Annotated in this window: 23 protein-coding genes; 21 read left to right on the top strand and 2 right to left on the bottom strand. The window is 64.0% G+C overall.

Going from position 1 to position 23,478, the window contains the following annotated elements; all coding sequences use genetic code 11:
- Nucleotides 1-68 precede the first annotated feature (68 nt).
- From I7S92_RS17165 to I7S92_RS17140, 6 genes are all read left to right on the top strand, one after another.
- On the top strand, nt 69-929 hold the full coding sequence (locus tag I7S92_RS17165) for a substrate-binding domain-containing protein (protein ID WP_242070257.1): 861 nt from the start codon (nt 69-71) through the stop codon (nt 927-929).
- A gap of 5 nt (nt 930-934) precedes the next feature.
- Nucleotides 935-2,353 carry a sensor histidine kinase gene (locus I7S92_RS17160; RefSeq protein WP_242070256.1) on the top strand — a complete coding sequence of 473 codons (1,419 nt, stop codon included), beginning with the start codon at nt 935-937 and terminating at the stop codon, nt 2,351-2,353.
- Nucleotides 2,346-3,554 carry a sigma-54-dependent transcriptional regulator gene (locus I7S92_RS17155; protein WP_197646612.1) on the top strand — a complete coding sequence of 403 codons (1,209 nt, stop codon included), beginning with the start codon at nt 2,346-2,348 and terminating at the stop codon, nt 3,552-3,554. Before I7S92_RS17160 ends, I7S92_RS17155 begins: the two co-directional genes overlap by 8 nt.
- Before the next feature lie 171 nt (nt 3,555-3,725).
- On the top strand, nt 3,726-4,250 hold the full coding sequence (locus tag I7S92_RS17150) for an arsenate reductase (azurin) small subunit (RefSeq protein WP_197646610.1): 525 nt from the start codon (nt 3,726-3,728) through the stop codon (nt 4,248-4,250).
- A 15-nt stretch (nt 4,251-4,265) separates the two neighbouring features.
- On the top strand, nt 4,266-6,731 hold the full coding sequence (locus I7S92_RS17145; RefSeq protein ID WP_197646608.1) for an arsenate reductase (azurin) large subunit: 2,466 nt from the start codon (nt 4,266-4,268) through the stop codon (nt 6,729-6,731).
- A gap of 74 nt (nt 6,732-6,805) precedes the next feature.
- Complete coding sequence (locus tag I7S92_RS17140) at nt 6,806-7,318, top strand: DUF2478 domain-containing protein (RefSeq protein ID WP_197646606.1); 513 nt, start codon at nt 6,806-6,808, stop codon at nt 7,316-7,318.
- Nucleotides 7,319-7,426: 108 nt separating this feature from the next.
- Here the strand turns inward: I7S92_RS17140 and I7S92_RS17135 are convergent, their stop codons facing one another.
- Nucleotides 7,427-7,747 carry an H-NS histone family protein gene (locus tag I7S92_RS17135; RefSeq protein WP_197646604.1) on the bottom strand — a complete coding sequence of 107 codons (321 nt, stop codon included), beginning with the start codon at nt 7,745-7,747 and terminating at the stop codon, nt 7,427-7,429.
- A 426-nt stretch (nt 7,748-8,173) separates the two neighbouring features.
- Here I7S92_RS17135 and I7S92_RS17130 point away from each other — a divergent pair, with 426 nt between their 5' ends.
- The 12 genes from I7S92_RS17130 to I7S92_RS17075 all read left to right on the top strand — a co-directional run bounded on the left by I7S92_RS17130 (nt 8,174) and on the right by I7S92_RS17075 (nt 16,167).
- The gene (locus tag I7S92_RS17130; RefSeq protein ID WP_197646602.1) at nt 8,174-8,578 is read left to right on the top strand and encodes a single-stranded DNA-binding protein; all 405 of its coding nucleotides are present in this window, start codon (nt 8,174-8,176) and stop codon (nt 8,576-8,578) included.
- Between the two features lie 208 nt (nt 8,579-8,786).
- Nucleotides 8,787-9,553, top strand: a protein-coding gene (locus I7S92_RS17125; protein ID WP_277922976.1) for an IS5 family transposase whose coding sequence is annotated in 2 segments (ribosomal slippage) — nt 8,787-9,120 and nt 9,120-9,553 — 768 coding nt in all. Because the reading frame shifts where the segments join, the coding sequence is not laid out codon by codon here.
- A 229-nt stretch (nt 9,554-9,782) separates the two neighbouring features.
- Complete coding sequence (locus I7S92_RS17120; RefSeq protein WP_197646600.1) at nt 9,783-10,982, top strand: DUF932 domain-containing protein; 1,200 nt, start codon at nt 9,783-9,785, stop codon at nt 10,980-10,982.
- A 90-nt stretch (nt 10,983-11,072) separates the two neighbouring features.
- Complete coding sequence (locus tag I7S92_RS17115; protein WP_197646598.1) at nt 11,073-11,573, top strand: hypothetical protein; 501 nt, start codon at nt 11,073-11,075, stop codon at nt 11,571-11,573.
- Between the two features lie 97 nt (nt 11,574-11,670).
- Nucleotides 11,671-12,189 (top strand): DNA repair protein RadC, encoded by a 519-nt coding sequence (locus tag I7S92_RS17110; protein ID WP_197646596.1) that lies wholly within the window; start codon nt 11,671-11,673, stop codon nt 12,187-12,189.
- 101 nt (nt 12,190-12,290) lie between these two features.
- The gene (locus I7S92_RS17105) at nt 12,291-12,782 is read left to right on the top strand and encodes a DUF6878 family protein (RefSeq protein ID WP_197646594.1); all 492 of its coding nucleotides are present in this window, start codon (nt 12,291-12,293) and stop codon (nt 12,780-12,782) included.
- A 10-nt stretch (nt 12,783-12,792) separates the two neighbouring features.
- Nucleotides 12,793-13,170, top strand: a complete 378-nt coding sequence (locus I7S92_RS17100; protein ID WP_197646593.1) for a DUF6915 family protein — start codon at nt 12,793-12,795, stop codon at nt 13,168-13,170.
- 1 nt (nt 13,171) lies between these two features.
- A complete protein-coding gene (locus tag I7S92_RS17095) occupies nt 13,172-13,369 on the top strand; it encodes a hypothetical protein (RefSeq protein WP_197646591.1) in 198 nt (65 codons plus the stop codon).
- 75 nt (nt 13,370-13,444) lie between these two features.
- Nucleotides 13,445-13,864 (top strand): hypothetical protein, encoded by a 420-nt coding sequence (locus I7S92_RS17090; protein ID WP_197646590.1) that lies wholly within the window; start codon nt 13,445-13,447, stop codon nt 13,862-13,864.
- Nucleotides 13,857-14,501, top strand: a complete 645-nt coding sequence (locus I7S92_RS17085) for a DUF8835 domain-containing pootine (protein ID WP_197646589.1) — start codon at nt 13,857-13,859, stop codon at nt 14,499-14,501. The genes I7S92_RS17090 and I7S92_RS17085 overlap by 8 nt, the downstream gene beginning before the upstream one ends.
- A 57-nt stretch (nt 14,502-14,558) precedes the next feature.
- Entirely contained in the window at nt 14,559-15,152 is a 594-nt protein-coding gene (locus I7S92_RS17080; protein ID WP_197646588.1) for a DUF6088 family protein, read from the top strand.
- Nucleotides 15,145-16,167 (top strand): nucleotidyl transferase AbiEii/AbiGii toxin family protein, encoded by a 1,023-nt coding sequence (locus I7S92_RS17075; RefSeq protein ID WP_197646587.1) that lies wholly within the window; start codon nt 15,145-15,147, stop codon nt 16,165-16,167. The genes I7S92_RS17080 and I7S92_RS17075 overlap by 8 nt, the downstream gene beginning before the upstream one ends.
- 22 nt (nt 16,168-16,189) lie before the next feature.
- Here the strand turns inward: I7S92_RS17075 and I7S92_RS17070 are convergent, their stop codons facing one another.
- The gene (locus I7S92_RS17070; protein ID WP_197646586.1) at nt 16,190-16,486 is read right to left on the bottom strand and encodes a hypothetical protein; all 297 of its coding nucleotides are present in this window, start codon (nt 16,484-16,486) and stop codon (nt 16,190-16,192) included.
- Nucleotides 16,487-16,663: 177 nt separating this feature from the next.
- On the opposite strand from I7S92_RS17070, the gene I7S92_RS17065 reads away from it, so the two are divergent.
- From I7S92_RS17065 to I7S92_RS17055, 3 genes are all read left to right on the top strand, one after another.
- Nucleotides 16,664-21,016, top strand: a complete 4,353-nt coding sequence (locus I7S92_RS17065; protein WP_197646585.1) for a bifunctional class I SAM-dependent methyltransferase/DEAD/DEAH box helicase — start codon at nt 16,664-16,666, stop codon at nt 21,014-21,016.
- Between the two features lie 3 nt (nt 21,017-21,019).
- Nucleotides 21,020-22,051 (top strand): DUF7146 domain-containing protein, encoded by a 1,032-nt coding sequence (locus I7S92_RS17060; protein ID WP_197646584.1) that lies wholly within the window; start codon nt 21,020-21,022, stop codon nt 22,049-22,051.
- A gap of 368 nt (nt 22,052-22,419) precedes the next feature.
- Nucleotides 22,420-23,352, top strand: coding sequence for a DUF2493 domain-containing protein (locus tag I7S92_RS17055; protein WP_131389963.1), 933 nt, complete (start codon nt 22,420-22,422; stop codon nt 23,350-23,352).
- The last annotated feature ends 126 nt before the right edge of the window (nt 23,353-23,478 follow it).

Here is a 23,478-nt window from a genome sequence, read left to right as displayed (position 1 = left end):
GACAAGCAAGTTTGTGGCGCCTTGAGATCGTAGGTGGCGCGGGGGAGACGCGCTCCGGGAGGACAAGGATGAAAAGCACGCGGCGTGCTGTGCTGATGGGGCTGGCGGCCGTGGCCGCGCCCTTCGTTGCAGCTCGAAGCTGGGCGCAGGGCCCGGCACCTTTCAGATTTGCGCTGACGCCAGTCTTCCTCGACAACGACGCGGCGGTCATTTCCGCCTTGCGCGCCGCTTTGGCGGAAGGCATGGGCCAGGACATCGAACTCGTCCAGCGCCGAACCTATCAGGAAATCTCGGGCGCGCTTCTCGACGGTTCCGTGGACGCCGCCTGGACATGCGGCTATCCCTATCTGCAGCACAAGGCCGAACTTTCGCTCCTCGGCGTGCCGGTCTGGCGAGGGCAACCGCTTTACCAGTCTTATCTGATCGTCGCCGAGGATGATCCCGCAACCGCGCTGCCAGACCTGCGCGGCGGAACCCACGCTTTTTCGGACCCCGACAGTAATTCCGGTTTCCTTGTTACAGCCTCGGACCTTGCACGGGGCGGCAAGACCCCAGACCAGTTCTTCTCACGCGTCATCTTCACTTATGGACACCGCAACGTCGTCCGTTCGGTGGCAGGCGGCCTGACCCGATCCGGCAGCGTCGATGGCTACGTCTGGGAGGCACTCAGTTCCGCTGAACCGGATCTGACAGCACGGACAAAGGTCATTGTGCGCTCGGAATGGTTGGGCTTCCCCCCGATGGTTGCCCGGGCAGATCGCATGGATGAGCCATCTGTTATGGCCTGCAAGGCAGCGCTACTTGGTCTTTCAGCCACAGCGCAGGGGAGGGAGGCACTCAAACTCTTGAGCCTGGATGCAATCGAGCCGGCGGAGGACGCCCTCTTCGACGGGATCGCCGCCCGCATGGCGGTCTTGTCGGGCGGATGAGACCCTTGCCGCGCTTTCGCAACCTGCCCGTGACCTTGCGTGTGCCGCTGGTGATGGCTGGCCTTATGATCCTGCTCGGATTTCTGGCGAGCCAAAGCGTCCTCTCTGCGCTTGGCCGGGTGCAGGACGCCCGCCTTTCCGAGACCGCAAGATTGCATGTCGAGGGCTTGTCCGTGGCCCTCGGCCCATCCGTGCTTCGGCAGGACGTCTGGGAGGTTTATGACATTCTGGACCGAGCCCGCTCAGCTTATGACGGACAGAGATTGCTCCTGTCGATCGTGGCCGACGAGCGCGGGCGCATCCTCGCCGCTACGGATCCGCGTCGCGCGCCCGTGGGCGAAGAAGTCGCAGGGTTCGAAGCGGGCGCGGTTCCACCTGATGCCGTTCGCATGACCGGTGACCCTGTGCTTCGAGTCGCGGCACCGCTTCTTTTTCAGGGCCGTCAGATCGGTCAGATCGTGACCGAACTGGATGTGACCGATCTTCTGGCTGAGCGCCGGAATGTCTCGATATGGCTCTTGTTCGGAAATGCGGCGGCCACAGCGCTCCTTGCCTTCGGAGGCTGGCTGGCAGTCGCGAGAATCCTGCGACCCGTCGGCGCTTTGGTATCGGCCATGGATGATTCCAAGGGCGCGCCAAGGCCAATTGCCGAAACGGATATTCCGCGTGGCGATCCGGGGCTGTCACGGTTGATCTCCACCTACAACCGCATGACCACGGCTGTCGAAAGCCGCGCCGAGGCCGAGCGTCGGCTTGCCGAGCGTGAGCGGTTTGTCAGCCTTGGACGGCTGTCCTCGTCGCTTGCTCATGAGGTGAACAATCCTCTGGGCGGTCTGCTCAACGCGGCCGACACCATCCTCTCCTATTCAGATCGGCCCGAGGTCGTGCGGCAATCGGCCGAACTGATGCAGCGAGGCCTCTCGCATCTGCGCGATGTGACCCGGGCCATTCTCGATGAAAACCGCCTTGACCGCGCTGGCCAAGAGCTGCGCCCTGAAGACTATGAAGACCTCAAGCTGCTGTTCGAGCCTGAGGTCGCCAGCCGTGCGCAAAGGCTACATTGGAATGTCGAAGCGGGATTGGCAGGCATGATAGGCCTTCCTGCTGCGCCTGTCCGGCAAATCGTCTTGAACCTCCTCCTCAATGCGGGCGCTGCGGCCGGTCAGCACGGCCAGGTCGGTCTGAATGTTACGGCAGGCGAGGGACAGCTCCTCATTGAAATCACTGACACCGGCCCCGGCTTGGGTCAGGCCGATCTTGGCCGGCTGCTGGCATCGGGTCCGCTTCCACCAGGTGGTGGGGTAGGCCTGCGCCTCGTGCACGATCTGGTGTCCAAGCTTGAAGGCGAGGTCCATCATGATCGGGTGGGCGACAAGACATATATCCGCGTCACTCTGCCGCTGAAGGACGCCAGCCATGCTTGAAGGCAGGCGCATCGTTCTGGTCGAGGACGACGAGATCATGGGGGCCTCGCTTGTCCAACGTCTGGAGCTCGAAGGGGCCGAAGTGCAATGGCACCGTCAGATGCTACGCGCGCTGCCCGCGATCCGGACACCCAGAAAACCGGTCGATGCGGTCATCTGCGATATTCGGCTGCCAGATGGAACTGGCGAAGAACTTTACGAAACCCTCACGCGGACCGGTCACCCGCCGGCATTTCTCTTCATTACAGGGCAGGGATCGATCGATCAGGCCGTGCGCCTGATCCGGTCTGGTGCCATGGACTACATTGCAAAGCCTTTTGACATCGCTCAGCTCCTGATCCGTCTGACCCACGTCATGCAGCCACGCGCCGACCAGGAGATGCCCCCTGAATCCGGAATCTCCGAGGCAGCCCGCGCAATCGACCGGCAGGTGGCCGATGCAGCAGGTCGCGACACACCCGTTCTGCTGCGTGGTGGTCCGGGGCTTGGCAAGGTCAGGCTTGCCCGGCGCATTCACGAACACTCCGACCGGCGGGCAGCCCCAGCCGTGGTCATCGACGCACTCGGCGGAACCGTCGACACAGCGGCACTCGCCGGAGCCATCTCCAGTGCTGGTGAGGGGTGCCTGATCATCGTCGGCATTGGTCGCCTTACCTCAGATTGCCAGGACTTGCTGCTTGCCGCGCTCAGAAAGGCGGACTTTCGGCTCATCGCGACGGCCGGGCTGAGACTTGACGAGAAGGTGGTCGATCATTTTCGGTCCGATCTCCTGTCGCTTCTCACCTCGCATGAGATTGTCGTTCCCGCACTGTCTGAGCGACCGGAAGATGCCGTCTGGCTTGCCAGACGTCTCTTTCCATCGATGAATGCCCGCAGGGCCAGTCCGCTGACCGGGATCGCCGCATCTGCCGAAGAGGCCATCCGGGCGCATGACTGGCCTGGGAATGGGCGCGAATTGCGTGCCCGACTGCTGCGCGCCGTCGAGGCGGCGGTTGGCGATCTCGTGCTGACATCGGACCTGTTTCCTGAACGGGCTGGCGATGCCGGATCGCGATCTCTTGCCGAAGTGCGGGATGCGGCCGAGCGGTCACAGATTGCGGCTGCACTGGAGCGAACGGGTGGCCAGGTCCGAGAGGCTGCAAAGCTTCTCCGCGTTTCCCGGACGACACTCTGGGAGAAGATGCAGAAGCTTGGTCTTTGACCGGGCAAACGCCCGACTAGAAATCAGCAGCATGTTCGGAAAACCGAACACCCAGAAATTTGGTAAATTTTTGAGCAAGTTGCGAAACGATGGGGACGGCGTTCTGCCGGCCCGACCGGAGCTTTCCCCTGCTAACCTTGACCAAAGGGAGCCACGGGAGGATTAGCTACCATGAAATGCAATCGGTTGGTCGATGTCGGCCGCCGCCAGTTCCTGCGTGGAGGCCTTGTCGCCACCGCGGGCGCTGCTGCGGCCACCGTTGTGGGAACTGGACAGGCGCAGGCGCAGACCGCGCTGGCGCTTGTCGACTATCCCGCAAACCGTCTGGCGAATATCGCCGATCTTGCTGTCAATGAGCCGATGGACATCGGCTATCCCGATGCCGACAGCCCTGGCATACTGATCAAGCTTGGCCAAGCAGTCGAGGGCGGCGTCGGACCCGATGGTGACATAGTCGCCTATTCGGTCCTGTGCCCGCATAAGGGCTGGCTGCTGAGCTACAATGCTGGTGACAAGACGCTGAACTGTCCCGGTCACCATTCGCGGTTCGACTGCGAATCCGGCGGTCAGCAGATCTGGGGCCATGCCACTCAGAACCTTCCGCAATTCAAGCTGCGGGTCGAGGACAACGGCGACATCTACGCTGATGGGGTGGACGAGCTGATTTTCGGCCGTCTCTCCAACGTGCTGGCATAAAGGGGGGGGCGAACCATGGCTTTCAAGCGTCAAGTCGGCCGCCTGCCGATCATCCCTGCCGATGCGCAGGAATTCAACGTCACCTGCCACTACTGCATCGTCGGCTGCGGCTACAAGGCCTACACTTGGCCGATGAACCGTCAGGGCGGAACCGCACCCGAACAGAACAAGTTCGGCGTCGATCTGAGCGAACAGCAGGTCATGGACACCGAAGCGTGGTATGCGCCTTCGATGTACAACGTCGTCCGCCAGAACGGGCGCGACGTGCAACTGGTGGTAAAGCCGGATGTGAACTGTTCCGTGAACTCGGGCCTCGGCTCGATCCGCGGTGCCCGTATGGCCGAGAATCGTCCCAGCCGCGTGACCGGCACCCAAGCGCAGCGTCTTTCCGATCCGCTGGTCTGGCGCAATGGTGTCTGGCAACCGACTTCTTGGGAAGACGCGCTCGACCTCGTGGCCCGCGTGACCGCGCGTGTGGTGACCGAAGGGTCCGAGGATGACCTCGTGGTCTCGATGTTCGACCACGGTGGCAGCGCCGGCGGCTACGAGAATACCTGGGGCACCGGCAAGCTCTATTTCGAAAGCATGAAGATCAAGAACTGCCGGATCCATAACCGACCCGCCTATAACTCTGAGGTCCATTCGTCGCGCGACATGGGCGTGGACGAGCTGAACTACGCCTACAAGGACTACACGCTGACCGACACGATCTTCATGCTCGGCGCGAACTCTATGGAAACGCAGACCAACCTTTATCTGAACCACATGGTTCCGGGTCTGCAGGGTGGCGCAAAGATGGTGGTGGTCGATCCGCGCCGCACGCTCACAATCGCCTCGTCCGAGCAGTATGCGGGACCGGAGAACGTTCTGCACCTTGCTATCAAGGAAGGCACTGACCTTGCGCTGTGCAACGCGATCCTGACCGAGATCGTGGACAAGGGGTGGATCGATGCCGAGTTCATCGCTGCGTCGACCTTCCCCGAGGGCGTCGCGGTTGCCGAGGATGAAGCCCATCCAGCAAGCCTCGGCAGTCTAGAGCACGCGATGACGGCCTGCCGTCTGTCGCTGGACGAGGCGGCCGAGATCTGCGGCGTGCCTGCAGCGGACATCGCCAAGGCCGCCGAATGGATCGCCAAACCGAAAGACGATGGCAGCCGCCGCAAATGTGTGACCTGCTATGAAAAGGGTATCATCTGGGGCAACGACAACTACCGCACGATCGGTGCCATCGTGAACATCGCGCTGGCCACCGGCAACATCGGCCGCGAGGGCGGCGGCGTCTGCCGTCTGGGCGGGCACCAGGAAGGCTATTACCGTCCCGGCGACGCACATGTCGGCCGGCCGGCGGAATACGTCGACCAGTTCCTGATCCGGGGCCTGGGCGGTGTGCACCACATCTGGGCCTGCGACCACTACAAGACCACGCTCAACGCCAGTGAATTCAAGCGGGTGCACAAGCGCCGGTCCGACATGGTGAAGGACGCGATCGACGCCGCGGCGGGAGGCACGCGCGAGCAGGTGGTCGATGCCATCGTCTCGGCGATCAATGCGGGCGGGTTGTTCGTGGTGGACGTGGACATCATCCACAGCCAGATCGGCCAGAACGCCCATGTCATCTTGCCGGCCTGCGAAGCCAACGAGATGAACCTGACGTCGATGAACGGCGAACGGCGTCTGCGGCTGTCGGAAAAGTACATGGACCCATGGGGCAACTCCAAGCCCGACGCGCTGATCGCAGCGGGAGTCGCTCAGAGCATGGAGCGTGTCCTGCGCGAGATGGGGATGTACGCCTATGCCGACCAGTTCAAAGGCTATGACTGGGCGACCGAGGAAGACGCCTTCATGGACGGCTACAACAAGGGCAATCCCGAAGTGACCTATGAGCGCCTGCGCGCTATGGGCAACAACGGGGTTCAGGAGCCGGTCGTGGGCTTCGAGAACGGCCAACTTGTCGGGACAGAGCGTCTGTATACCGACGGTCGCTTCACCCGGCACGGGCGCGAGGATGGAAAGGCCCTATTCTGTGCCGCAGGCTGGCGTGGCTGGCAAGCACCGGGCAAGGCCCGCGAACAGGCGGCGCATCGGTTCTGGATCAACAACGTCCGGGCGAACATCTTCTGGCAGAACCAGTTCCTCGACCAGAAGAACGACTTCGTGCAAGACCGCTATCCCCACCCCTTCGTCGAGATGCACCCCGACGACATGGTGGAACTGGGCCTGAACCCGGGCGATTTGCTGGAGATCATCAACGACAACGGCGTAACGCAAGGCATGGCCTATCCGATGCCGACGCTGAAGCGGAACACCGTAGCGATGGTATTCGGCTCGCCAGCGGGCAGCCAAGGCAACGTGGTGAACCCCGGCGTGAACGAACTGGTGCTGCCGGATTACAAGCACTGCTGGGGCGATATCCGCAAGATCTCGAACGCAACGGCGCAGACGGCTGGCATCTCGTTCAAGTCGCACGAGGTGGTGCTGTAAGGAAACTGACAAGAGCCCGCCGCCGATCCAAGGATCGGCGGCGCACTACGTTCCGTGGCGCAGGGGAGGCAGCTGTGAGACTTGCTTACGTGACACTTCAGGGCCGTGGCCGGACCGATGCGCTTATCGCCGAGGTTGCGGCCTTGTTGATGCGCGATGGAATTCGGTTGGCCGGGACCGTGCAGTCAAATCACGAGCGACCGGACAGGCGGAAATGCGATATGGACCTTGCGGTGCTTCCCGATGGCCCAATTGTTCGGATCAGCGAGGATCGGGGAAGTCTGGCACGCGGCTGCATCCTCGACTCCGGCGCGCTCGAGCAGACCGTCGTGGCGGTCCAGCGCCGCCTTGAATGCGCGGAATTGCTGATCGTAAACAAGTTTGGCAAGCGGGAAGCTGAAGGCAAGGGCCTCGTACCCGTCATCGCAGAAGCTTTGCATCGCGGGTTGCCGGTGCTGATCGGCGTAAACGGGTTAAATCTTGCGGCCTTCCTGACCTTTGCAGGCGAGGATGTGTGCGCCCTGCCGACCAATGCGCCGTCAGTCGCCAAATGGTGCAAATCAATGATCGGCACTGAGGCGGCCTGATTGCCGCTCAGCGCCCGCACTCCCGACCCCTTGCTCCTTCATTCACAATAGGGATTGCTGGGCTTGGGCTTCAAGGCTGGCCCATGGCCGGGTGCGGCGACGCGCCCCTCAATCGATCGCCAACTCGCTGGCCGTCTTGCCTGCAGACAGTGCCGCCATGAACCACTGCGGTTTGCGCCCCCGGCCGGACCAGGTGAGCGCGGGGTTCTCTGGGTGCCGGTATTTCGCCACAGCAGGCGCTCGGGATGATTTCTTTTCGATGCCGACAATTTCGGCCAGGGAGTAGCCCAGATCCCGGGCGAGAGCCTCCACCTTGGCGCGGGCTTCCGCCTTCTGCCGATCTTCGAATGTGGAGATCGCCTTGGCGACGTCCTTCTGCATTTTCTTCAGCTCGCCAAGCGACAGTGCCTCGAGATCGTGATCAGCCATTGGTGCGGTCCGTGTCCTGAATGCCCCGGTATCGATAGCCTGTCGCAGCAGGGCGCCGCAACTCCCGGCAGGCTGGGGCAGGGGTGGCGGAGGCTGTTGATCGCCGGTGTCGTCGCCAGTGAGGTGCTGAACTAGGGGTCAGGGCAGTCCCGATTTGCAGGGTGACAGGGTCCGGCATGGGCTCCCCGCGCATCTCTGGCTTCTGGGCCATCCCTTCGACTGACAATCCCCTAATCCCGTTCGGGTTCTCGCGCGCAACCCCGCGTCAGTCCAGGCCGTGTTGCCCCTTTGGGGCTGCCCGCTCCACCCCGGTCCTCTGGGGGTTTCCGGCGTCCGTTCCGTCCACCGTGCACGCGTCACCCGACGGGCTTTTTCCGGGTCTTGTCGAAGGGACGGTCCCGAAGACAGGACACATAGGAGCTTATCATGCAGAACATCGTCATCCTCGCCGGCAACATCGGTCAGACCCCCGAAGTCCGCACCACCCAGGGCGGCACCAAGATCACCAACTTCAGCCTCGCCACCTCGCGCCCCCGCATCTCGGAAGGTCGCGTCCTGCGCGACGAGAACGGCTACCGGGTCATGGACACCGAATGGCACCGCATCACCTGCTTCAACGGTCTTGGCAAGACAGTCGCGGAGCATTGCGAAAAAGGCATGAAGGTCCTCGTCCATGGCCGTATCCACTACACCAAGTGGATCGACAGCATGGGGAACGACCGCTACGGCTGCGAGATCATCGCCGAGAAGGTCGACTTCCTGAGCCGCCCGAAGTCGGCCGAGAACGAAAACCCCGAGTTGGTCGACCGCGACGACGAGATCCCGTTCTGAGAACGGGGTCTCCCCTCGGGCCCGGCGGGACAACCCGCCGGGTTCGCGGCATTGCCGCAAGGCAGCTTGGATCGCATCAAAGATATGGGCTCGATAAAAGCGCGAGCCGTGTCCGACTTGTCGACAGATAGGAAACGGCAAGACTAGGGTCAGGACCCATTGATCTTGTGGCCGCGGCCTGATTCAAGCTCCGCAAGGAGACTGGATCATGAGCAACCTTTTCTGGCTGACCGAGGCGCAGATGACCCGTTTGCAGCCCTTCTTTCCCAAGAGCCACGGTAAGCCGCGCGTCGATGACAGGCGTGTGCTGAGCAGCATAATCTTCATCAATCGCAATGGGTTGAGGTGGTGCGATGCGCCGAAAGAATACGGCCCTCCGAAGACCCTCTACAATCGATGGAAGCGGTGGAGCGACAAGGGTGTCTTCGCCCGGATGGATGGTTTGGCTGCCGAAGCTGCCGTTCCGAAGACGGTGATGATCGACGCGACCTATCTCAAGGCGCACCGCACGGCGACCAGCCTGCGGTCGAAAAAGGGGGGCCAGGCGACCAGAGGGGCCGTCTGATCGGCCGCACGAAGGGTGGCATGAACACCAAGCTGCATGCTGTCACCGATGCCAATGGCCGCCCGATCCGGTTCTTCATGACCGCAGGCCAGGTCAGCGACTACACCGGCGCGGCAGCCCTGCTGGGCAGTCTGCCTGCGGCGGAGTGGTTGCTTGCAGACCGGGGCTATGATGCCGACTGGTTCAGGGAAGCGTTGCAAGACAAGGGGATAAAGCCCTGTATTCCCGGCAGGAAGTCGCGTGGCAAGCAAATCAAGCACGACAAGCGACGCTACAAACGCCGCAACCGGATCGAGATCATGTTCGGGCGACTGAAGGACTGGCGCAGGGTAGCCACCCGCTACGACAGGTGCCCAAAGGTCTTCCTTTCGGCCGCCGCCCTCGCCGCAACCGTCATGTTCTGGCTATGAAGCAAGAACGAGTCCTGACCCTAAGGCCTACGATCAGGTACAATTCAGGGATGCTTGGCACAGGCTTTCCACATCTCCCGGTCTTGGGGGCGAATAGATCCCCATTTAATGCTTGGTTTCGCATGTCTGCTCTTCACGCCTGTTTCGAGAGTAAGAGGAGTGCCGGTTTTCCGGTGACGGGTTGAGGGCTGGGAGAGTGGCTCCCGGCGCCCGTCGCGGGAGATAGCCGATGGGCGTTGTGGAAGTTCTGGATCCGGTCGCACCGGCGCGGGCGGGTGGCTGGAAAGTGGACGTGAGCCGGGGTGAGCGGAAGGGGCGGGTGTCGTCCGAGTGGTTTAACCGGCCCGACGATGAGCGGTATCTGTCGCTCGACGATCTATGGGCATCGGTGAAGGGCCGCTCCGAGCGCAGCCGTAGTCGCGTGGTGCAGACGGCGGATATCCGCGTCGAAGCGGCGCGCGACAACCCCGAGCGCTTGCACCTGATGCTGCCGAAAGCGCAGGAACCGGTGGCACCCACGCACTGGGCCTTCGGCCAGCTTGCCAACATCGTCGGCGCTCCGGCGTCCTATCTGCGGCAACTGCCTGCGCCGCTGGCGGGGATCAACCTGCAATACGGTCTGACCAACCACCGTGCCGAGCAGGTGAAGACCTTCGAGACGGAAGACGGCCGCACCGAACTGCGTGCGGTGACCGGCCCCGACTATGGCCGCATCCATGACCATGAGCTAGTCGAGGCCGTGCAGCGCATCGCGGGCAATGGCACGGGTGACACGCGCTGGAAGGTGCCGGGCGTGCTCGACTGGTCGACCGGGGTCTATAACCCCGATGTCGAGATCAGCCGCGACACGACCACACTCTATGCCTCGGACCGCGACGTCTTCCTGTTCCTGGTCGATGATCACAACCCGATCGAGGCGGGCCGCCTGCCCGACGGCTCCCCCGATCTCTACTTCCGGGGCTTCTACTGCTGGAACTCCGAGGTGGGTGCGAAGACCCTCGGCATGGCAAGCTTCTACCTCCGTGCCGTATGCCAGAACCGCAACCTCTGGGGCGTCGAGGATTTTCAGGAGATCACCATCCGCCACTCGAAATACGCGGCCTCGCGCTTTGCCCACGAAGCGGCACCGGCGCTGACACGGTTCGCCAATTCCTCGCCGCAGGGCTTCGTGAACGGCGTCAAGGCGGCGCGGCAGCAGATCGTGGCACGGACGGACGAGGACCGGGATGACTTCCTGCGCAAGCGCGGCTTCTCGAAGGCGGAGTCGGGCAAGATCATCGAGAAAGTGCTGATGGAAGAGGGCCGCCCGCCGGAGAGCATCTTCGACTTCGTGCAGGGCATCACGCGGCTTGCGCGCGACAAGACCCAGCAGGATGCCCGTCTCGACATGGAGGGGCGCGCCAAGAAGCTCCTCGACCGGGTCGGCTGACGCGGCGCCGGAGGCCCTGTCGCCTCCGGCCACTTTATTGCCAAACTGGATTGGTACGTTCCTACAGTGGTTCAAATTGGACGAAAAAGTATGGATGATATCGATTGGTCGGATCGCGCGTTCTACGATGATGGTGAATGGGTTACTTGGTCAGAAATTGACGAGCAGCTCCGGTACAAAGAGTGGGGAGCAAAATACCCCAACGCCATCCGATCAATGATCCCCTACTTTGAAGACCTGATTTCGCTTGCGGAAAGCTATCACCGGGAGACGGGTCTTCATCTCGCTGTTTACGGCGACATCGGTGAACTTTTCGGGGCCATTACGTATGGCATCAAGCTGAACAAAACCTACGCTCAAGGTGCTGACGGGAGACTTGGCAATGACCACGTCGAGGTGAAAACGATTACCCCCTTCAAAACGAAGGATGTCGTGGTGGTCGATACCGCTGGAAACTTCAACAAGCTGCTTGTGGTCAAGATCAACGAGGATTTCCAAGTATCAGGTCGAATGATTGACCGAAAAGATTTGCCTAAGCGGCAGGGGCGTTACCTGCGGGTCCGATGGAGTGATTTGCCGTCAGCAAGTTGAGCAGTTTCTGTCGCCCCTCTGAGGAAGAGGGCGGCGGTTTGATCTTTGACGGATGAGGCGGGGAGAGAGGCTTCCTGCGCCGTCGGAGGTTTCTCCCATGCTCAACTTGCCCTTGCCCATCCTCCCGACCTCTGGCCCTCGGTGGTTCGTACCGCCTATTCCCTCGGGCGATTCCGATCCCAGTCTCGCCTTCGCGCTGACCCTGTCGCGCCGCGCACCGGCTGATCTGATGTCGGGCCGGGCCGCGCCGTTGGTCCTCGCGCGCTTTGCGACGCTGGCCGATGCCATGCTGGGCGCGATCGACCTTGCCGAGGGCATCGCCCCGGATGCCGCGCCCGAGCTTCTGGCGATCCTCGATCGCGACGACCGCCTTGTGCTGGCCGGGGCCGCCAACGACCACGCTGTCGCCTGGTGCCACCCGGTGACGAGCGCGGCGCAGGCGCGTGGCGTCGTGACCGAGGCGAGCCAGCTGCGCGCGCAAGCGGGCCGCGCATCGGCCTGGGGTGAGCCCGATCTCGCGCAGCGGCTGCGCCACCGCGCCGATCTTCTGGACGGGCGTCTCGTCGACCCGCTCTGGCGCGCCTTCGCCGCCTGGGCGCTGCAGGTCGCTGCGTGAGGCCCGAGAGGCAGAGAATGGCAGGGGGGATTTGGAGTTCGTCCGGGGGAGAGAGATCGCCTCGGCCTGCTCCGATCTCTTCCCCTTACCGGAGACACACGATGACCCTGACTGAACCCACCCTCGCGCCGCCGATGGCCCCCACGACCGTCGACATGGCGCAGATCTTCGCCGCTCATGCCGAGCGCGCGTCCCGCATCGAAGCCTTGCGCCCGGGCAACAAGGACCGCCTCTTCGACGGCCTCATGGCCGCCGGCATCACCCATGTCACCGTGACCTTCGACGGGGCCGGGGACAGTGGCCAGATTGAAAGCATCGGCGCATGGTCCGGCGAGACCGCAGTCGAGTTTCCCGCGACAGAGATTGAATACGCGGCGCTGACTTGGGACGATCCCGAGGTCGAGATACGGCAGCTCTCGCTGGAAGATGTCGTCGAGCAGCTGGCCTATGACTTCCTCTCCGACACCCATGGCGGCTGGGAAAACAACGACGGCGCCTGGGGCGAGTTCTGCTTCGACGCGGCGGCCCGCTGCATCCACCTCGAGTTCAACGAGCGCTTCACCTCGTCCGAACTCTACACTCATGATTTTTGAGGGGGCGGCGATGGCACATCCCTATCACCACGCCCTGTCCTCGGTGAAGAAATGGGGCGGCACGGTCGATGACTTCATCGCGGTGCATGCCTGGTTCGACCAGAGCAAGGAGATCACGGCCGACTTTCGGCACCGGGCGCTGCGCCACCATGCCGAGGGCATATTCATGGCCGAGACGATTTTCGGCCCGACCCTCACGCTCTCGACCGGGCGCATCATTCCGACCCGCTGGGTTGGCGAGCAGCATGTGAAGGAAGACCTCGGCTTCATCCCGAGCTTTGCCGACTGGGTGAAGGCCATCCGGCCCGAGCCCTGGATGGGTCGGGCCGAGCGGATCGAGGCGCTGGTCGATCCGCATCTTGCGTCTCCCGTGGTCGAGGTCAGCTAAGATGACCGACCCGGCCTATCAGCGCCTCGGCCTGCCGGCGACGGCGTCGCCCTATACGGTCCTGCGGGCAGCTGTCCGGGCGCTGCACCCCGACACGCGCGCGGTTCGCGGCTTCCGGGCCGCGCGCAAACGTTTCTACCGGCAGATGCTCTGCGCGCATGTCGCGCGACAGGCGGCGGGCGACAGTTCCACAGGCTGATCGCCCCCAACCACCCCTTCATCCCAATCGAGTGCCCGGCCTCTCGGCCGGGTCTTCCCCATTCAGGAGGTCCCCATGGCGGATTACTTCACCCACTTTTCATGCCTGCTCAATGTCGGCACGCCCGACAAGGCTGCCCGCGCGCTCGCCCTATTCCAGAGCTTGCGCGAAGCCGAGCAGGACGCCGACGACCCGGAGGTCACGGGCTTTGATCTCGTGCGCCAGGACGCGCCCGACGGCAGCGCCCTCTGGATCCATGACGACGACCACGGCGACGTCGAGGCGGTCATCCGCTTCGTGCTGCGCCTTGCGGAAGAGCTCGATCTCACCGGCCTCTGGGGGTTCCAGTACGCCCTGACCTGCTCCCGACAGCGCCTCGACGCCTTCGGCGGCGGCGCGCATGTCATCGATCTCGGTGCGCGGAAATCCTTTGGCTGGACGAGCAGCCAGGAATGGCTGGCCGCCGCGCTGAATGGGGAGTACGTCGATGCCTGAAGTGATCTGCACCACCGTCTACCAGTTCCCCGAACTATCCGATGCCGCCAAGGAAAAGGCGCTCAGCTGGTATCGCGAGCTCGGTCCCCACGACGATTGGTGGGACACGGTCTATGAGGATTTCGAGAGGATCTGCGACATCCTTGGCATTCGCCTGAAGACCACGCCCGTGCGCCTGATGGGCGGTGGGACGCGGGCCAAGCCCTGCATCTGGTTCTCCGGCTTCTGCAGCCAGGGCGACGGAGCGTCGTTTGAAGGGTATTTCAGCCACGCCAAGGGCGCGGCAGCGCGCATCCGGGACTACGCGCCCACGGACGCGACACTGCATGGCGTCGCCGACCGCCTGCAGGCCATCCAGCGACGTAACTTCTACCAGCTCGCTGCGGAGGTCAGCCACCGCGGCCGCTACTACCACGAATACACCATGGCCGTTGACGTCACGCGGGACAGTCCGACCTGGCAGCCGCCGACTGAAGACGCGGAGGAGATCGTGACCGAGGCGCTGCGTGATCTGGCCCGCTGGCTCTACCGCCAGCTTCAGGCTGAATACGACCACCTGACATCGGACGAGGCCATCGAGGAGGGGATCATCGTCAACGAGTACACCTTCACCGAAGGAGGGCGCCGCTTCGGGTGAGACGGCACGGTTGAATACTGTCAGAAAACCGTGTATGTTTCTGACAAAGGAGCGATCATGGAGCGCATGGCCGAGAGCATTATGAATGTCGCGACGACGTTGCCGGAGGGGGTGCCCTTGGCAGCGAAGGGGCTCTTGCACCTTGGCTCGCGCGCTGCGGTCGATCAGACGCTGTCGCGTCTGGCCGCGCGCGGCGAGTTGATCCGTGCGGGACGCGGCATCTACATGCGCCCGGTCCAGACACGCTTTGGTCCGCGCAGTCCGTCGGCTGAACAAACGATCGAAGCTTTGGCTGTGCAGCGGGGCGAGACGATCGTGCCGAGCGGTGCTGCCGCGGCAAACGCTTTGGGCCTGACCACGCAGGTGCCGGTCAAGACGGTTTACCTCACCTCGGGACGAAGCCGTGTGCTGAACCTTGGCCGGCAGGCAGTCGAACTGCGTCATGCGCCGCGCTGGCAGTTGGCCCTTGGGAGCAAGACCTCGGGCCAGGTTGTCCGGGCTCTGGCATGGCTCGGTCCGGATGAGGCTCCCAAGGGCCTGCAAATCCTGCGATCCAAGCTCACGGAGACGGCAAAGACCGAACTCGTGTCCGCCGCGCCGCAGTTCCCGACTTGGCTGGCACGACTGATCGGAAAGATGGTCCATGGCTGAGGCATTCCTGCGCCTCACCGCCAAAGACCGGTTGGATGCTCTTGGCGTCGCAGCCGATCTGCTTGGCCGGCCAGCCCATCTCCTCGAAAAGGACGTCTGGGTGGTCTGGGCTATCCAGCAGCTGTTTGGATCGCCCGTCGGCACAAACCTCGTCTTCAAGGGGGGCACCTCTCTGTCGAAGGCCTACCAGGTCGTTGACCGGTTTTCCGAGGATGTGGATCTGACCTTCGATATTCGGGCGCTTATCCCTGATTTGCTCGAGGGTCGTGAAGATGCCATGCCCGCCACATCCAGCGAAGAGCGGCGCTGGTCGAAACGTGTCCGACAGGCTTTGCCTGAATGGGTGGCCGGGACCATTCAGCCGATCCTGCAGCAGGCGATTGATCGGGAAGGGATCGATGCCAGGCTTCGGATTGACGGCGACAAGCTGTTCATCGACTACCCGCACCTCGCCCAAGGCACGGGATACGTTTCTCCGAGTGTGATGCTTGAATTTGGCGCGCGTTCTACCGGAGAGCCGGCATCAGCGCGAGACATTGTCTGTGACGCAGCGGTGGCCGTCGACGGCCTTGAGTTTCCGTCTGCTCGCCCGCGCGTGATGCATGCAGAACGGACCTTCTGGGAAAAGGCGACGGCGATCCACGTGTTCTGTTTGCAGAGCCGTATGCGAGGGGATCGCTTTTCCAGACACTGGCATGATGTCGCCCGGTTGGATGATGCGGGCATCGCTGCTGCGGCCATCGAAGATCGCGCACTTGGGACCGCTGTCGCAAAGCACAAGACAATGTTCTTTGCAGAGAAAGCCGCGGATGCCACATGGATCGATTACGGCGCCGCAACCTCTGGGCATCTACAACTGGTCCCAGGCGGCGATGCTCTCAAGGCTCTCGCCGACGATTATCGCCGGATGGTCGAGGACGGCCTGCTTGCATCAACACCAGAGCCCTTTGGCGACTTGATGGACCGCTGCGCGGACATCGCGCGCAGGGCTAATGCATCGTTCAAGCCTGACTGACCAAATTTTCGGAAAATTCCCGTTACTTGTTGCCGTCGATCCACTTCGACATGAGCCCCTTGTCGCGGAAGCATTCGTCCGGAACGGCACGGCGCTTGATCCGTGCAAGCTTCTCCGCGAAGGCTACCTGCTTTGAGGTCGGCAGCCGGTCCATGTCAGATACCGGCTTCAGCTGGGCCTGCGCCTCGATCCAGGCGCTGAGCGACCGACGGTCCTGCTGAACCTCCCAGGGCAGGAGGGTCTGGTTGCGCAGGGCGAGAGACCGCGCATAGGCGATCTGCTTGGCCGTCGCGGGCAGGGCATGCGTGGTGCTGTCCATCGGGAAACTCCCTTGCTGGCTTGATCCTCAATAAAGAACATAACGGGAACAAAATCAACCCGAGCGAACGGAACGCACCGGTTCGAGAGGGAGAGAGGGGCCGGGAAAGATCAGGCCTGAGGGTGCCCGAGAGAGGGCGTCCGGGCCTGTCCCTGTCCCCCATTCCGGAGTTTCCCGATGACCTATCTCGCGCCCGTTGCGCCTCCCGTTCCTGTCCCGTCTCGTGATCCCGCGCCCGCGATCCTCGCTGTCGCCGAAGCATTTCAGCCCGATCTGGCGCAGGGGTTCCAGATCGACGCGCTGCGTCTGCGCCTCGAGATGGAGCGCGCCTTTGGCGGCTCCGATGCCGACGGCGCCTGGGACTGGAAACTCGCCTATGAGGCGGGTGAGGTGGCGCTGGTCCTCTTCCTACGGAAGTTCGGCCGCGCGCTTCTGGCCCGGGCGGGCTCACCTGCCGCGTTGCTGCCGATCCTCGCCAAGGTGGCGGGCCTTTTGCCCACGCATACCCGGCGCTCGGAAGAAATGGAGCGCTTCCAGCAATTCTCGACGCCGCTGCCCATGGGACTGGCCGCAATGGCGGCAGCGCAGATCACGCCCCTTGACCTCGTCCTCGAGCCTTCGGCTGGGACCGGCCTTCTGGCGATCCTCGCGGAAATCGCCGGCGGCAGCCTCGCGCTGAACGAGTTGGCAGACACCCGCGCCGACCTTCTGCGCCGCCTGTTCCCGGGCCGACCCGTCACAGGCTTTGACGCCGCCCAGATCGACGATCATCTCGACGCGGGGCTACGCCCGAGCGTCATCCTGATGAACCCGCCCTTCTCGGCGGTGGCCCATGTCGATACCCGCACGACAGAGGCGACGGCCCGGCATCTGCGCTCTGCCCTTGCCCGCCTCGCGCCCGGCGGGCGTCTGGTCGCAATCACCGGCGCCGGTTTCGCGCCGGATGCGCCGGCCTGGGCGGAAACCTTCAGCCGTTTGACTGAGGCTGCTCACCTGGTCTTCACCGGTGCTGTGTCGGGCTCTGCTTTCGCCAAGCACGGCACCAGCTTCGAGACGCGGATTTCGGTCTTCGACAAATGCCGGGGTGGCGAACGGGGTCGCATCACCGCTGATCTGGTGCGCCCGATTTCGTCGGAAGTTGCCAGCCTGCTGTCGCTGATCACCACCCACGTCCCCCCGCGCCTCGAGTTGGAGCCGGCTGATCCAACAGGGCAGGGCCGCTCTTCCCCCTTTGCGGGAAATCCTGCCCGCACTACGCGCACGGGCATCAGTACATCGCGCGCCACGCCCCCCACCAACACCCCCGCGCAGATCGATGCCGAGAATCTCGCCTACAGCCTGCGGGATGCGACCGAGGACGGGGCCAGCGCGCGCCTGTCGGATTCCATTTACGAGACCTTCCGCCTGCAGGCGATCGACATCCCCGGCGCGGCCCCGCACCCGACCAAGCTGGTGCAGTCAGCCGCCATGGCCTCGGTCGCGCCCCCGAAACCCACCTACCGCCCGAAACTCCCCGCCGCCGTCCTGCACGACGGCCTTCTGTCCGATGCACAGCTCGAGACCGTGATCTACGCGGGCGAAGCCCATGGTGCGTATCTCGCGGGGTCTTGGAGCGTCGATGAGACCGGCGACATGGTCTCGGCCGTACCCGACGATGCCGCGGACGCTATCCGCTTCCGCCGTGGCTTCTTCCTCGGCGACGGCACCGGGGCGGGCAAGGGCCGCCAGTCGGCCGGAATCCTGCTCGACAACTGGTGCCAAGGCCGGCGCAAGGCGCTCTGGATCTCGAAGAGCGACAAGCTTCTCGAAGATGCGCAGCGCGACTGGTCCGCACTTGGGCAGGAGCGCCTGCTGGTCACGCCGCTCTCGCGCTTCGCGCAGGGCCGCGACATCCCGCTGATCGAGGGCATCCTCTTCACCACCTATGCGACGCTGCGCTCGGAAGAACGCGGGGCCAAGAAGTCCCGCGTCGACCAGATCGTTGACTGGCTGGGGGCAGATTTTGACGGGGTGATCCTCTTCGACGAAAGCCACGCCATGGCAAATGCCGCCGGATCGAAGGGCGAGCGCGGCGACACGGAAGCCTCGCAGCAGGGCAGGGCGGGCCTGCGGCTCCAGCACAAACTGCCCAATGCCCGCGTGGTCTATGTCTCGGCCACCGGAGCCACGACCGTGCACAACCTCGCCTATGCGCAAAGGCTCGGACTTTGGGGTGGCGAGGACTTCCCCTTCGCTACTCGCGCCGAGTTCGTTCAGGCCATCGAGGCCGGCGGGGTCGCCGCGATGGAGGTTCTCGCGCGCGACCTGCGGTCGCTCGGGCTCTACACCGCCCGGTCGCTGTCCTATGACGGCGTCGAATACGAAATGCTCGAGCATGCCCTGACCCCCGAGCAGCGCAGCATCTACGATGCCTATGCCGGGGCCTTCGCCATCATCCACAACAACCTCGCGGCCGCCATGGAGGCTGCGAACATCACCGGAGAGTCTGGTACTCTGAACCGCCAGGCCAAATCCGCTGCCCGCTCGGCTTTCGAGTCTGCCAAGCAGCGTTTCTTCGGCCATCTGCTCACCTCGATGAAAACCCCCACCCTCATTTCCAGCATCAAGGCCGATCTGGCGGCAGGCCATGCGGCCGTCATCCAGATCGTCTCGACTGGCGAGGCGCTGATGGAACGCCGCCTGTCAGAGATCCCGACCGAGGAGTGGAACGACATCCGCGTCGACATCACTCCGCGGGAATATGTCCTCGATTACCTCGCCCATTCTTTTCCGGTGCAGCTCTATGAGCCCTTCACCGACAGCGAGGGCAATCTATCGTCGCGCCCCGTGGTGCGCGACGGCCAGCCCGTCGAATGCCGCGAGGCCGCCCGCAGGCGCGATGCGCTGATCGAGAGGCTCGCCTCGCTGCCACCCGTGCCGGGCGCGCTCGACCAGATCGTCCAGCGCTTCGGCACCGATCTTGTGGCCGAGGTAACGGGCCGCTCGCGCCGCATCGTGAGGAAAGGCGAGGGCCCTGCCGCGCGCCTCGTCGTCGAAAGCCGGGCTGGCTCGGCCAACCTGTCTGAGACTGCCGCCTTCATGGATGATCAGAAGCGGATCCTGATCTTCTCGGATGCCGGAGGCACGGGGCGCAGCTATCACGCCGATCTAGGCGCGAAAAACCAGCGCCTGCGCGTCCACTACCTTCTGGAACCCGGCTGGAAGGCGGACGCGGCCATACAGGGCCTCGGCCGAACCAACCGCACCAATCAGGCGCAGCCGCCGCTTTTTCGGCCGGTGGCGACGGATGTGAAGGCAGAGAAGCGGTTCCTCTCCACCATCGCCCGCCGCCTCGACACGTTGGGAGCCATCACGCGCGGCCAGCGCCAGACCGGCGGGCAAGGGCTGTTCCGCCCCGAGGACAACCTCGAGAGCCCCTATGCCCGCGACGCCCTGCGCCAGCTTTACCGCCGCATCTATCGCGGCGATGTGGCGGGCTGCTCACTCGGGGCCTTCGAGGATGCCACCGGTCTCAGCCTGACCGATGACAATGGTCTGAAGGACGACCTGCCGCCGATCACGACCTTCCTCAATCGCCTGCTCGCGCTGACGATCGACATGCAGGCCGTGCTCTTTTCGGCCTTCGAGCAATTGCTCGACCAGCGGATCGAGGGCGCCATCGCCGCCGGGGTCTACGACGTCGGGCTCGAGACGCTGCGCGCCGAGAGCTTCCGCGTCACGGGTGCGCGGGTGATCTACACACATCCCGGCTCCGGCGCGGAAACCCAGCTCCTGACCATCGCGGAGAAACGGCGGAACACGCCGACCTCGCTCGCGGATGCGCTCGACTGGCTCGATGACCCGAAGGCACGCCTGCTGGTCAACAGCCGTTCGGGCCGGGCGGCGGTGCAGGTGCCTGCCACCAGCCTGATGTTGGATGACGGCACCATCGAGCCCCGCTTGCGGCTGATCCGGCCAACGGAGGCCAGCACTGTCCCTGCCCGGATGATGGAGGACACCCATTGGCTCGAAGCTGACCGCTCGGCCTTCTCCGCAGCCTGGACCGTGGAACTGGCCGAGGTGCCGGAGTTTTCGGAAGCCACTCTGCATATCGTGGCGGGGCTGCTGCTGCCGATCTGGAAGCAGCTCCCACAGGATGAAACCCGAGTCTACCGCCTGCAGACCGACGACGGTCAGCGCATCATCGGCCGCCGCGTCTCGCCCGCCTGGGTCACAACCAAGCTGGCATGTGACGCGCCGAAGCTATCGGCAGCACAGGTCCATGCTCTCGTTCTGGAGGGCAAGACGGTGGTGCGGTTGGCCGAAGGGATGGAGTTGCACCGGTCCCGCGTCATGGGCGTGAACCGGATCGAGCTGTCGGGCTTCACGGAAGCCGCCAAGGACCGGCTCAAGGCCGATGGCTTCTTCTCGGAGATCATCAGTTGGAAGCTGCGTCTGTTCTGCCCGACCGACCCTACCGGCATCGCGGTACTGGAGCGTCTGCTTGTACGTTGTCCTGTGACGGGACTACATGCACGCGGAGGTTGTTGACCCATGTATTCCGAGACCGAAGATGTGATCCGAGCTTTGGCGGAAAATGCCGAAGGCGTGTGTCGCGCGTACCTTCCCGCCGGGCGGCGGGAGGGGTCCTACTGGATCGTGGGCGATCTGCAGAACAACCCTGGCCGCTCGCTCTTTGTGCGGCTAACCGGGCCTGTGTCGGGGCCGGGCGCGGCTGGCAAGTTCACCGACGGCGCCACGGGCGAGCATGGCGATCTCCTCGACATCATCCGCGAGAGGACCGGGATCTCGCGCTTTCCCGATCTTCTGGCTGAAGCCCGGGCGCATCTGGGCCGTCCGCAGCCGGTCCTCCCGGATGCTCCTGCGCCGAAGAAGGCCAAAGCCTCAGGTGGCACGCCAGCGGCGGTGGCGAGTTTGTTCGCAGCCTCTGTGCCGGTCGCTGGCACGCTTGCCGACACCTACCTCCGCTCCCGGGGCCTGACCCAAGGCGGCATGATGAGCGCCCTGCGCTTCCACCCGAAGTGCTGGCATCGGGATGAGGGCCAGACCCGGAGCCTGCCCAGACCCGCGTTGATCGCGGCGGTCACCGATGGGGCAGGGGCCTTGCAGGGCGTGCATCGCACCTGGCTGGCACCTGACGGACAGGGGAAGGCGCGAGTCGAGACGCAGCGGCGTGCCATGGGTCACCTCCTCGGCAATGCCGTCAGGCTGACCCCGCATGACGACATCCTCGTGGTCGGTGAAGGCATCGAGACCATGCTATCCTTGGTCGAGGCCCTGCCCGGCCTTCCCGTCTGGGCGGCGCTTTCGTCGGGTCACCTCGGAGCGGTGCTGCTGCCGGATGGGCTGCAGCGCCTCTACATCGCCATCGACCGCGATCCCGCCGGGCAACGCGCGGCAGATAGGTTGAGCGCCAGAGCAACCGAGGTCGGGATTGCCGTTCGGGTGGTGGAGCCGCGGCTCGGGGATTTCAACGATGATCTTCGGGCGAACGGCAAGGAGGCGCTGCGCCAGCATCTGGCAGGTCAGTTCGGGCCAGAGGATCGGCATCGCCTGTCAGGCTGAGCTGCATCGCGCAGGGGCCGGTCAGGGGACAGCGGGGCAGGGGTCACGGATCCCTGTCATGGCTCTGGATCGTTGCTTTGCCTCTTCCCGGGCAATCTCATCCACCCGTCACCCACACGGCCTTCAAGAGATGGGCAGGCGGCCGTCAAAGGGGCCGCCCCTTCAAGGACGGGGGGCAACTGATTTCCGCCGGCGGGGACGAGCCCCGCCTTTGCATCGCGAAAGACAAATCAGCCGCCCCCCGTCCTCCTCCACATGCGTTCCGGCCCCGAAAGGGGGTGAAGGGGCGTCCCCCGTGACGGCTTTCGCAGCCCATGAAGGCCGCGCGGGATGACGCGCGGACGAGATAGGCCCGGAGGCAAGAACCGATGACGATCCACACCCACGACGACGCGTATGAACCCGCCCACACCGCATCCCAGACCGCCCATGCGCTCGACGAGCTGCAGCTCTATGGCTACCGCCCCTTCGACGAACCCGATCCGCGCCCGATGCCTGATGGGCAGCGCCTCGCGGTCGCCGTCGCCGACATCTTCGACGCCCTCGTCGCAACCCTGGAAGACACCCGCATGGAACCCGACCTCGAAGAGGTGCTCTGGGGCCAGGTCAACCTCTTCCACCGCGCGACGGCCCGGATCGAGCGGTCGCTCGATGAAAACGAGCAGGCGCAGCGCCGCCTCCAGCGGGAACAGGACGGCTCCGAGGTGAAATCCACCGAGCTCGAGCGCCTGACGGCCGAAGGCCTGACGCTGATCGAACGACGCAACTGCATGGATATGATGCGCGATCACGCCGCCACCGAGTTCGTCCATCACACGGGATCGACCTGGCGCCCCCGCACGGGCTCGATGGTGAACCGCCAGCACATGACCGCAGCGCTGATCGACAGCCGAGACTTCCTGGCCGCCAAGCGCCGCGCGGAGACCGAGGTGATGCTGCCCGCAGGCCCCAAGGTCGCCCTCACTGGCGGGACCGACTTCAACGATCACCGGCTGATCTGGGGCAAGCTCGATCAGGTCCGGACCAAGTATCCCGATATGGTCCTTCTGCACGGGGGAAGCCCCAAGGGCGCAGAGCTCATCGCCGCCAAATGGGCCGAAGCCCGGGGCGTTACGCAGGTTGCCTTCAAGCCTGACTGGACCAAGCACGCCAAGGCCGCACCCTTCAAGCGCAACGACGCCATGTTGGATGTGCTTCCCGTGGGTGTCCTCGTCTTCCCGGGCAATGGCATACAGGAGAACCTTGCCGACAAGGCCAAGAAACTCGGGATCCCGGTCATGAAGTTCGAGAAGGGGGCGTGAGCCCCCTGACTCCTCGGGGCATCGAGCATTGGTTGGGACTGAATCCAGAGGCAATCATTGCAGCAAATATTGCAGGACTTGCCGAAGCTGAACTGGCGCAAGCTTGCTGCCATCGAACTGCACTAC

The organism is Tabrizicola soli, from assembly GCF_015999335.1.
Taxonomy (GTDB): Bacteria; Pseudomonadota; Alphaproteobacteria; order Rhodobacterales; family Rhodobacteraceae; genus Tabrizicola; species Tabrizicola soli.
This window is presented reverse-complemented; position numbering and strand designations above follow the sequence as displayed.

What these genes read in the sequence shown, in the direction of transcription:
- I7S92_RS17165 (WP_242070257.1), top strand. Translation starts at nt 69, where the DNA reads ATGAAAAGCACGCGGCGTGCTGTGCTGATGGGGCTGGCGGCCGTGGCC.
- I7S92_RS17155 (WP_197646612.1), top strand. Translation starts at nt 2,346, where the DNA reads ATGCTTGAAGGCAGGCGCATCGTTCTGGTCGAGGACGACGAGATCATG.
- I7S92_RS17150 (WP_197646610.1), top strand. Translation starts at nt 3,726, where the DNA reads ATGAAATGCAATCGGTTGGTCGATGTCGGCCGCCGCCAGTTCCTGCGT.
- I7S92_RS17145 (WP_197646608.1), top strand. Translation starts at nt 4,266, where the DNA reads ATGGCTTTCAAGCGTCAAGTCGGCCGCCTGCCGATCATCCCTGCCGAT.
- I7S92_RS17135 (WP_197646604.1), bottom strand. Translation starts at nt 7,747, where the DNA reads ATGGCTGATCACGATCTCGAGGCACTGTCGCTTGGCGAGCTGAAGAAA.
- I7S92_RS17130 (WP_197646602.1), top strand. Translation starts at nt 8,174, where the DNA reads ATGCAGAACATCGTCATCCTCGCCGGCAACATCGGTCAGACCCCCGAA.
- I7S92_RS17120 (WP_197646600.1), top strand. Translation starts at nt 9,783, where the DNA reads ATGGGCGTTGTGGAAGTTCTGGATCCGGTCGCACCGGCGCGGGCGGGT.
- I7S92_RS17115 (WP_197646598.1), top strand. Translation starts at nt 11,073, where the DNA reads ATGGATGATATCGATTGGTCGGATCGCGCGTTCTACGATGATGGTGAA.
- I7S92_RS17110 (WP_197646596.1), top strand. Translation starts at nt 11,671, where the DNA reads ATGCTCAACTTGCCCTTGCCCATCCTCCCGACCTCTGGCCCTCGGTGG.
- I7S92_RS17105 (WP_197646594.1), top strand. Translation starts at nt 12,291, where the DNA reads ATGACCCTGACTGAACCCACCCTCGCGCCGCCGATGGCCCCCACGACC.
- I7S92_RS17100 (WP_197646593.1), top strand. Translation starts at nt 12,793, where the DNA reads ATGGCACATCCCTATCACCACGCCCTGTCCTCGGTGAAGAAATGGGGC.
- I7S92_RS17095 (WP_197646591.1), top strand. Translation starts at nt 13,172, where the DNA reads ATGACCGACCCGGCCTATCAGCGCCTCGGCCTGCCGGCGACGGCGTCG.
- I7S92_RS17090 (WP_197646590.1), top strand. Translation starts at nt 13,445, where the DNA reads ATGGCGGATTACTTCACCCACTTTTCATGCCTGCTCAATGTCGGCACG.
- I7S92_RS17085 (WP_197646589.1), top strand. Translation starts at nt 13,857, where the DNA reads ATGCCTGAAGTGATCTGCACCACCGTCTACCAGTTCCCCGAACTATCC.
- I7S92_RS17080 (WP_197646588.1), top strand. Translation starts at nt 14,559, where the DNA reads ATGGAGCGCATGGCCGAGAGCATTATGAATGTCGCGACGACGTTGCCG.
- I7S92_RS17075 (WP_197646587.1), top strand. Translation starts at nt 15,145, where the DNA reads ATGGCTGAGGCATTCCTGCGCCTCACCGCCAAAGACCGGTTGGATGCT.
- I7S92_RS17070 (WP_197646586.1), bottom strand. Translation starts at nt 16,486, where the DNA reads ATGGACAGCACCACGCATGCCCTGCCCGCGACGGCCAAGCAGATCGCC.
- I7S92_RS17065 (WP_197646585.1), top strand. Translation starts at nt 16,664, where the DNA reads ATGACCTATCTCGCGCCCGTTGCGCCTCCCGTTCCTGTCCCGTCTCGT.
- I7S92_RS17060 (WP_197646584.1), top strand. Translation starts at nt 21,020, where the DNA reads ATGTATTCCGAGACCGAAGATGTGATCCGAGCTTTGGCGGAAAATGCC.
- I7S92_RS17055 (WP_131389963.1), top strand. Translation starts at nt 22,420, where the DNA reads ATGACGATCCACACCCACGACGACGCGTATGAACCCGCCCACACCGCA.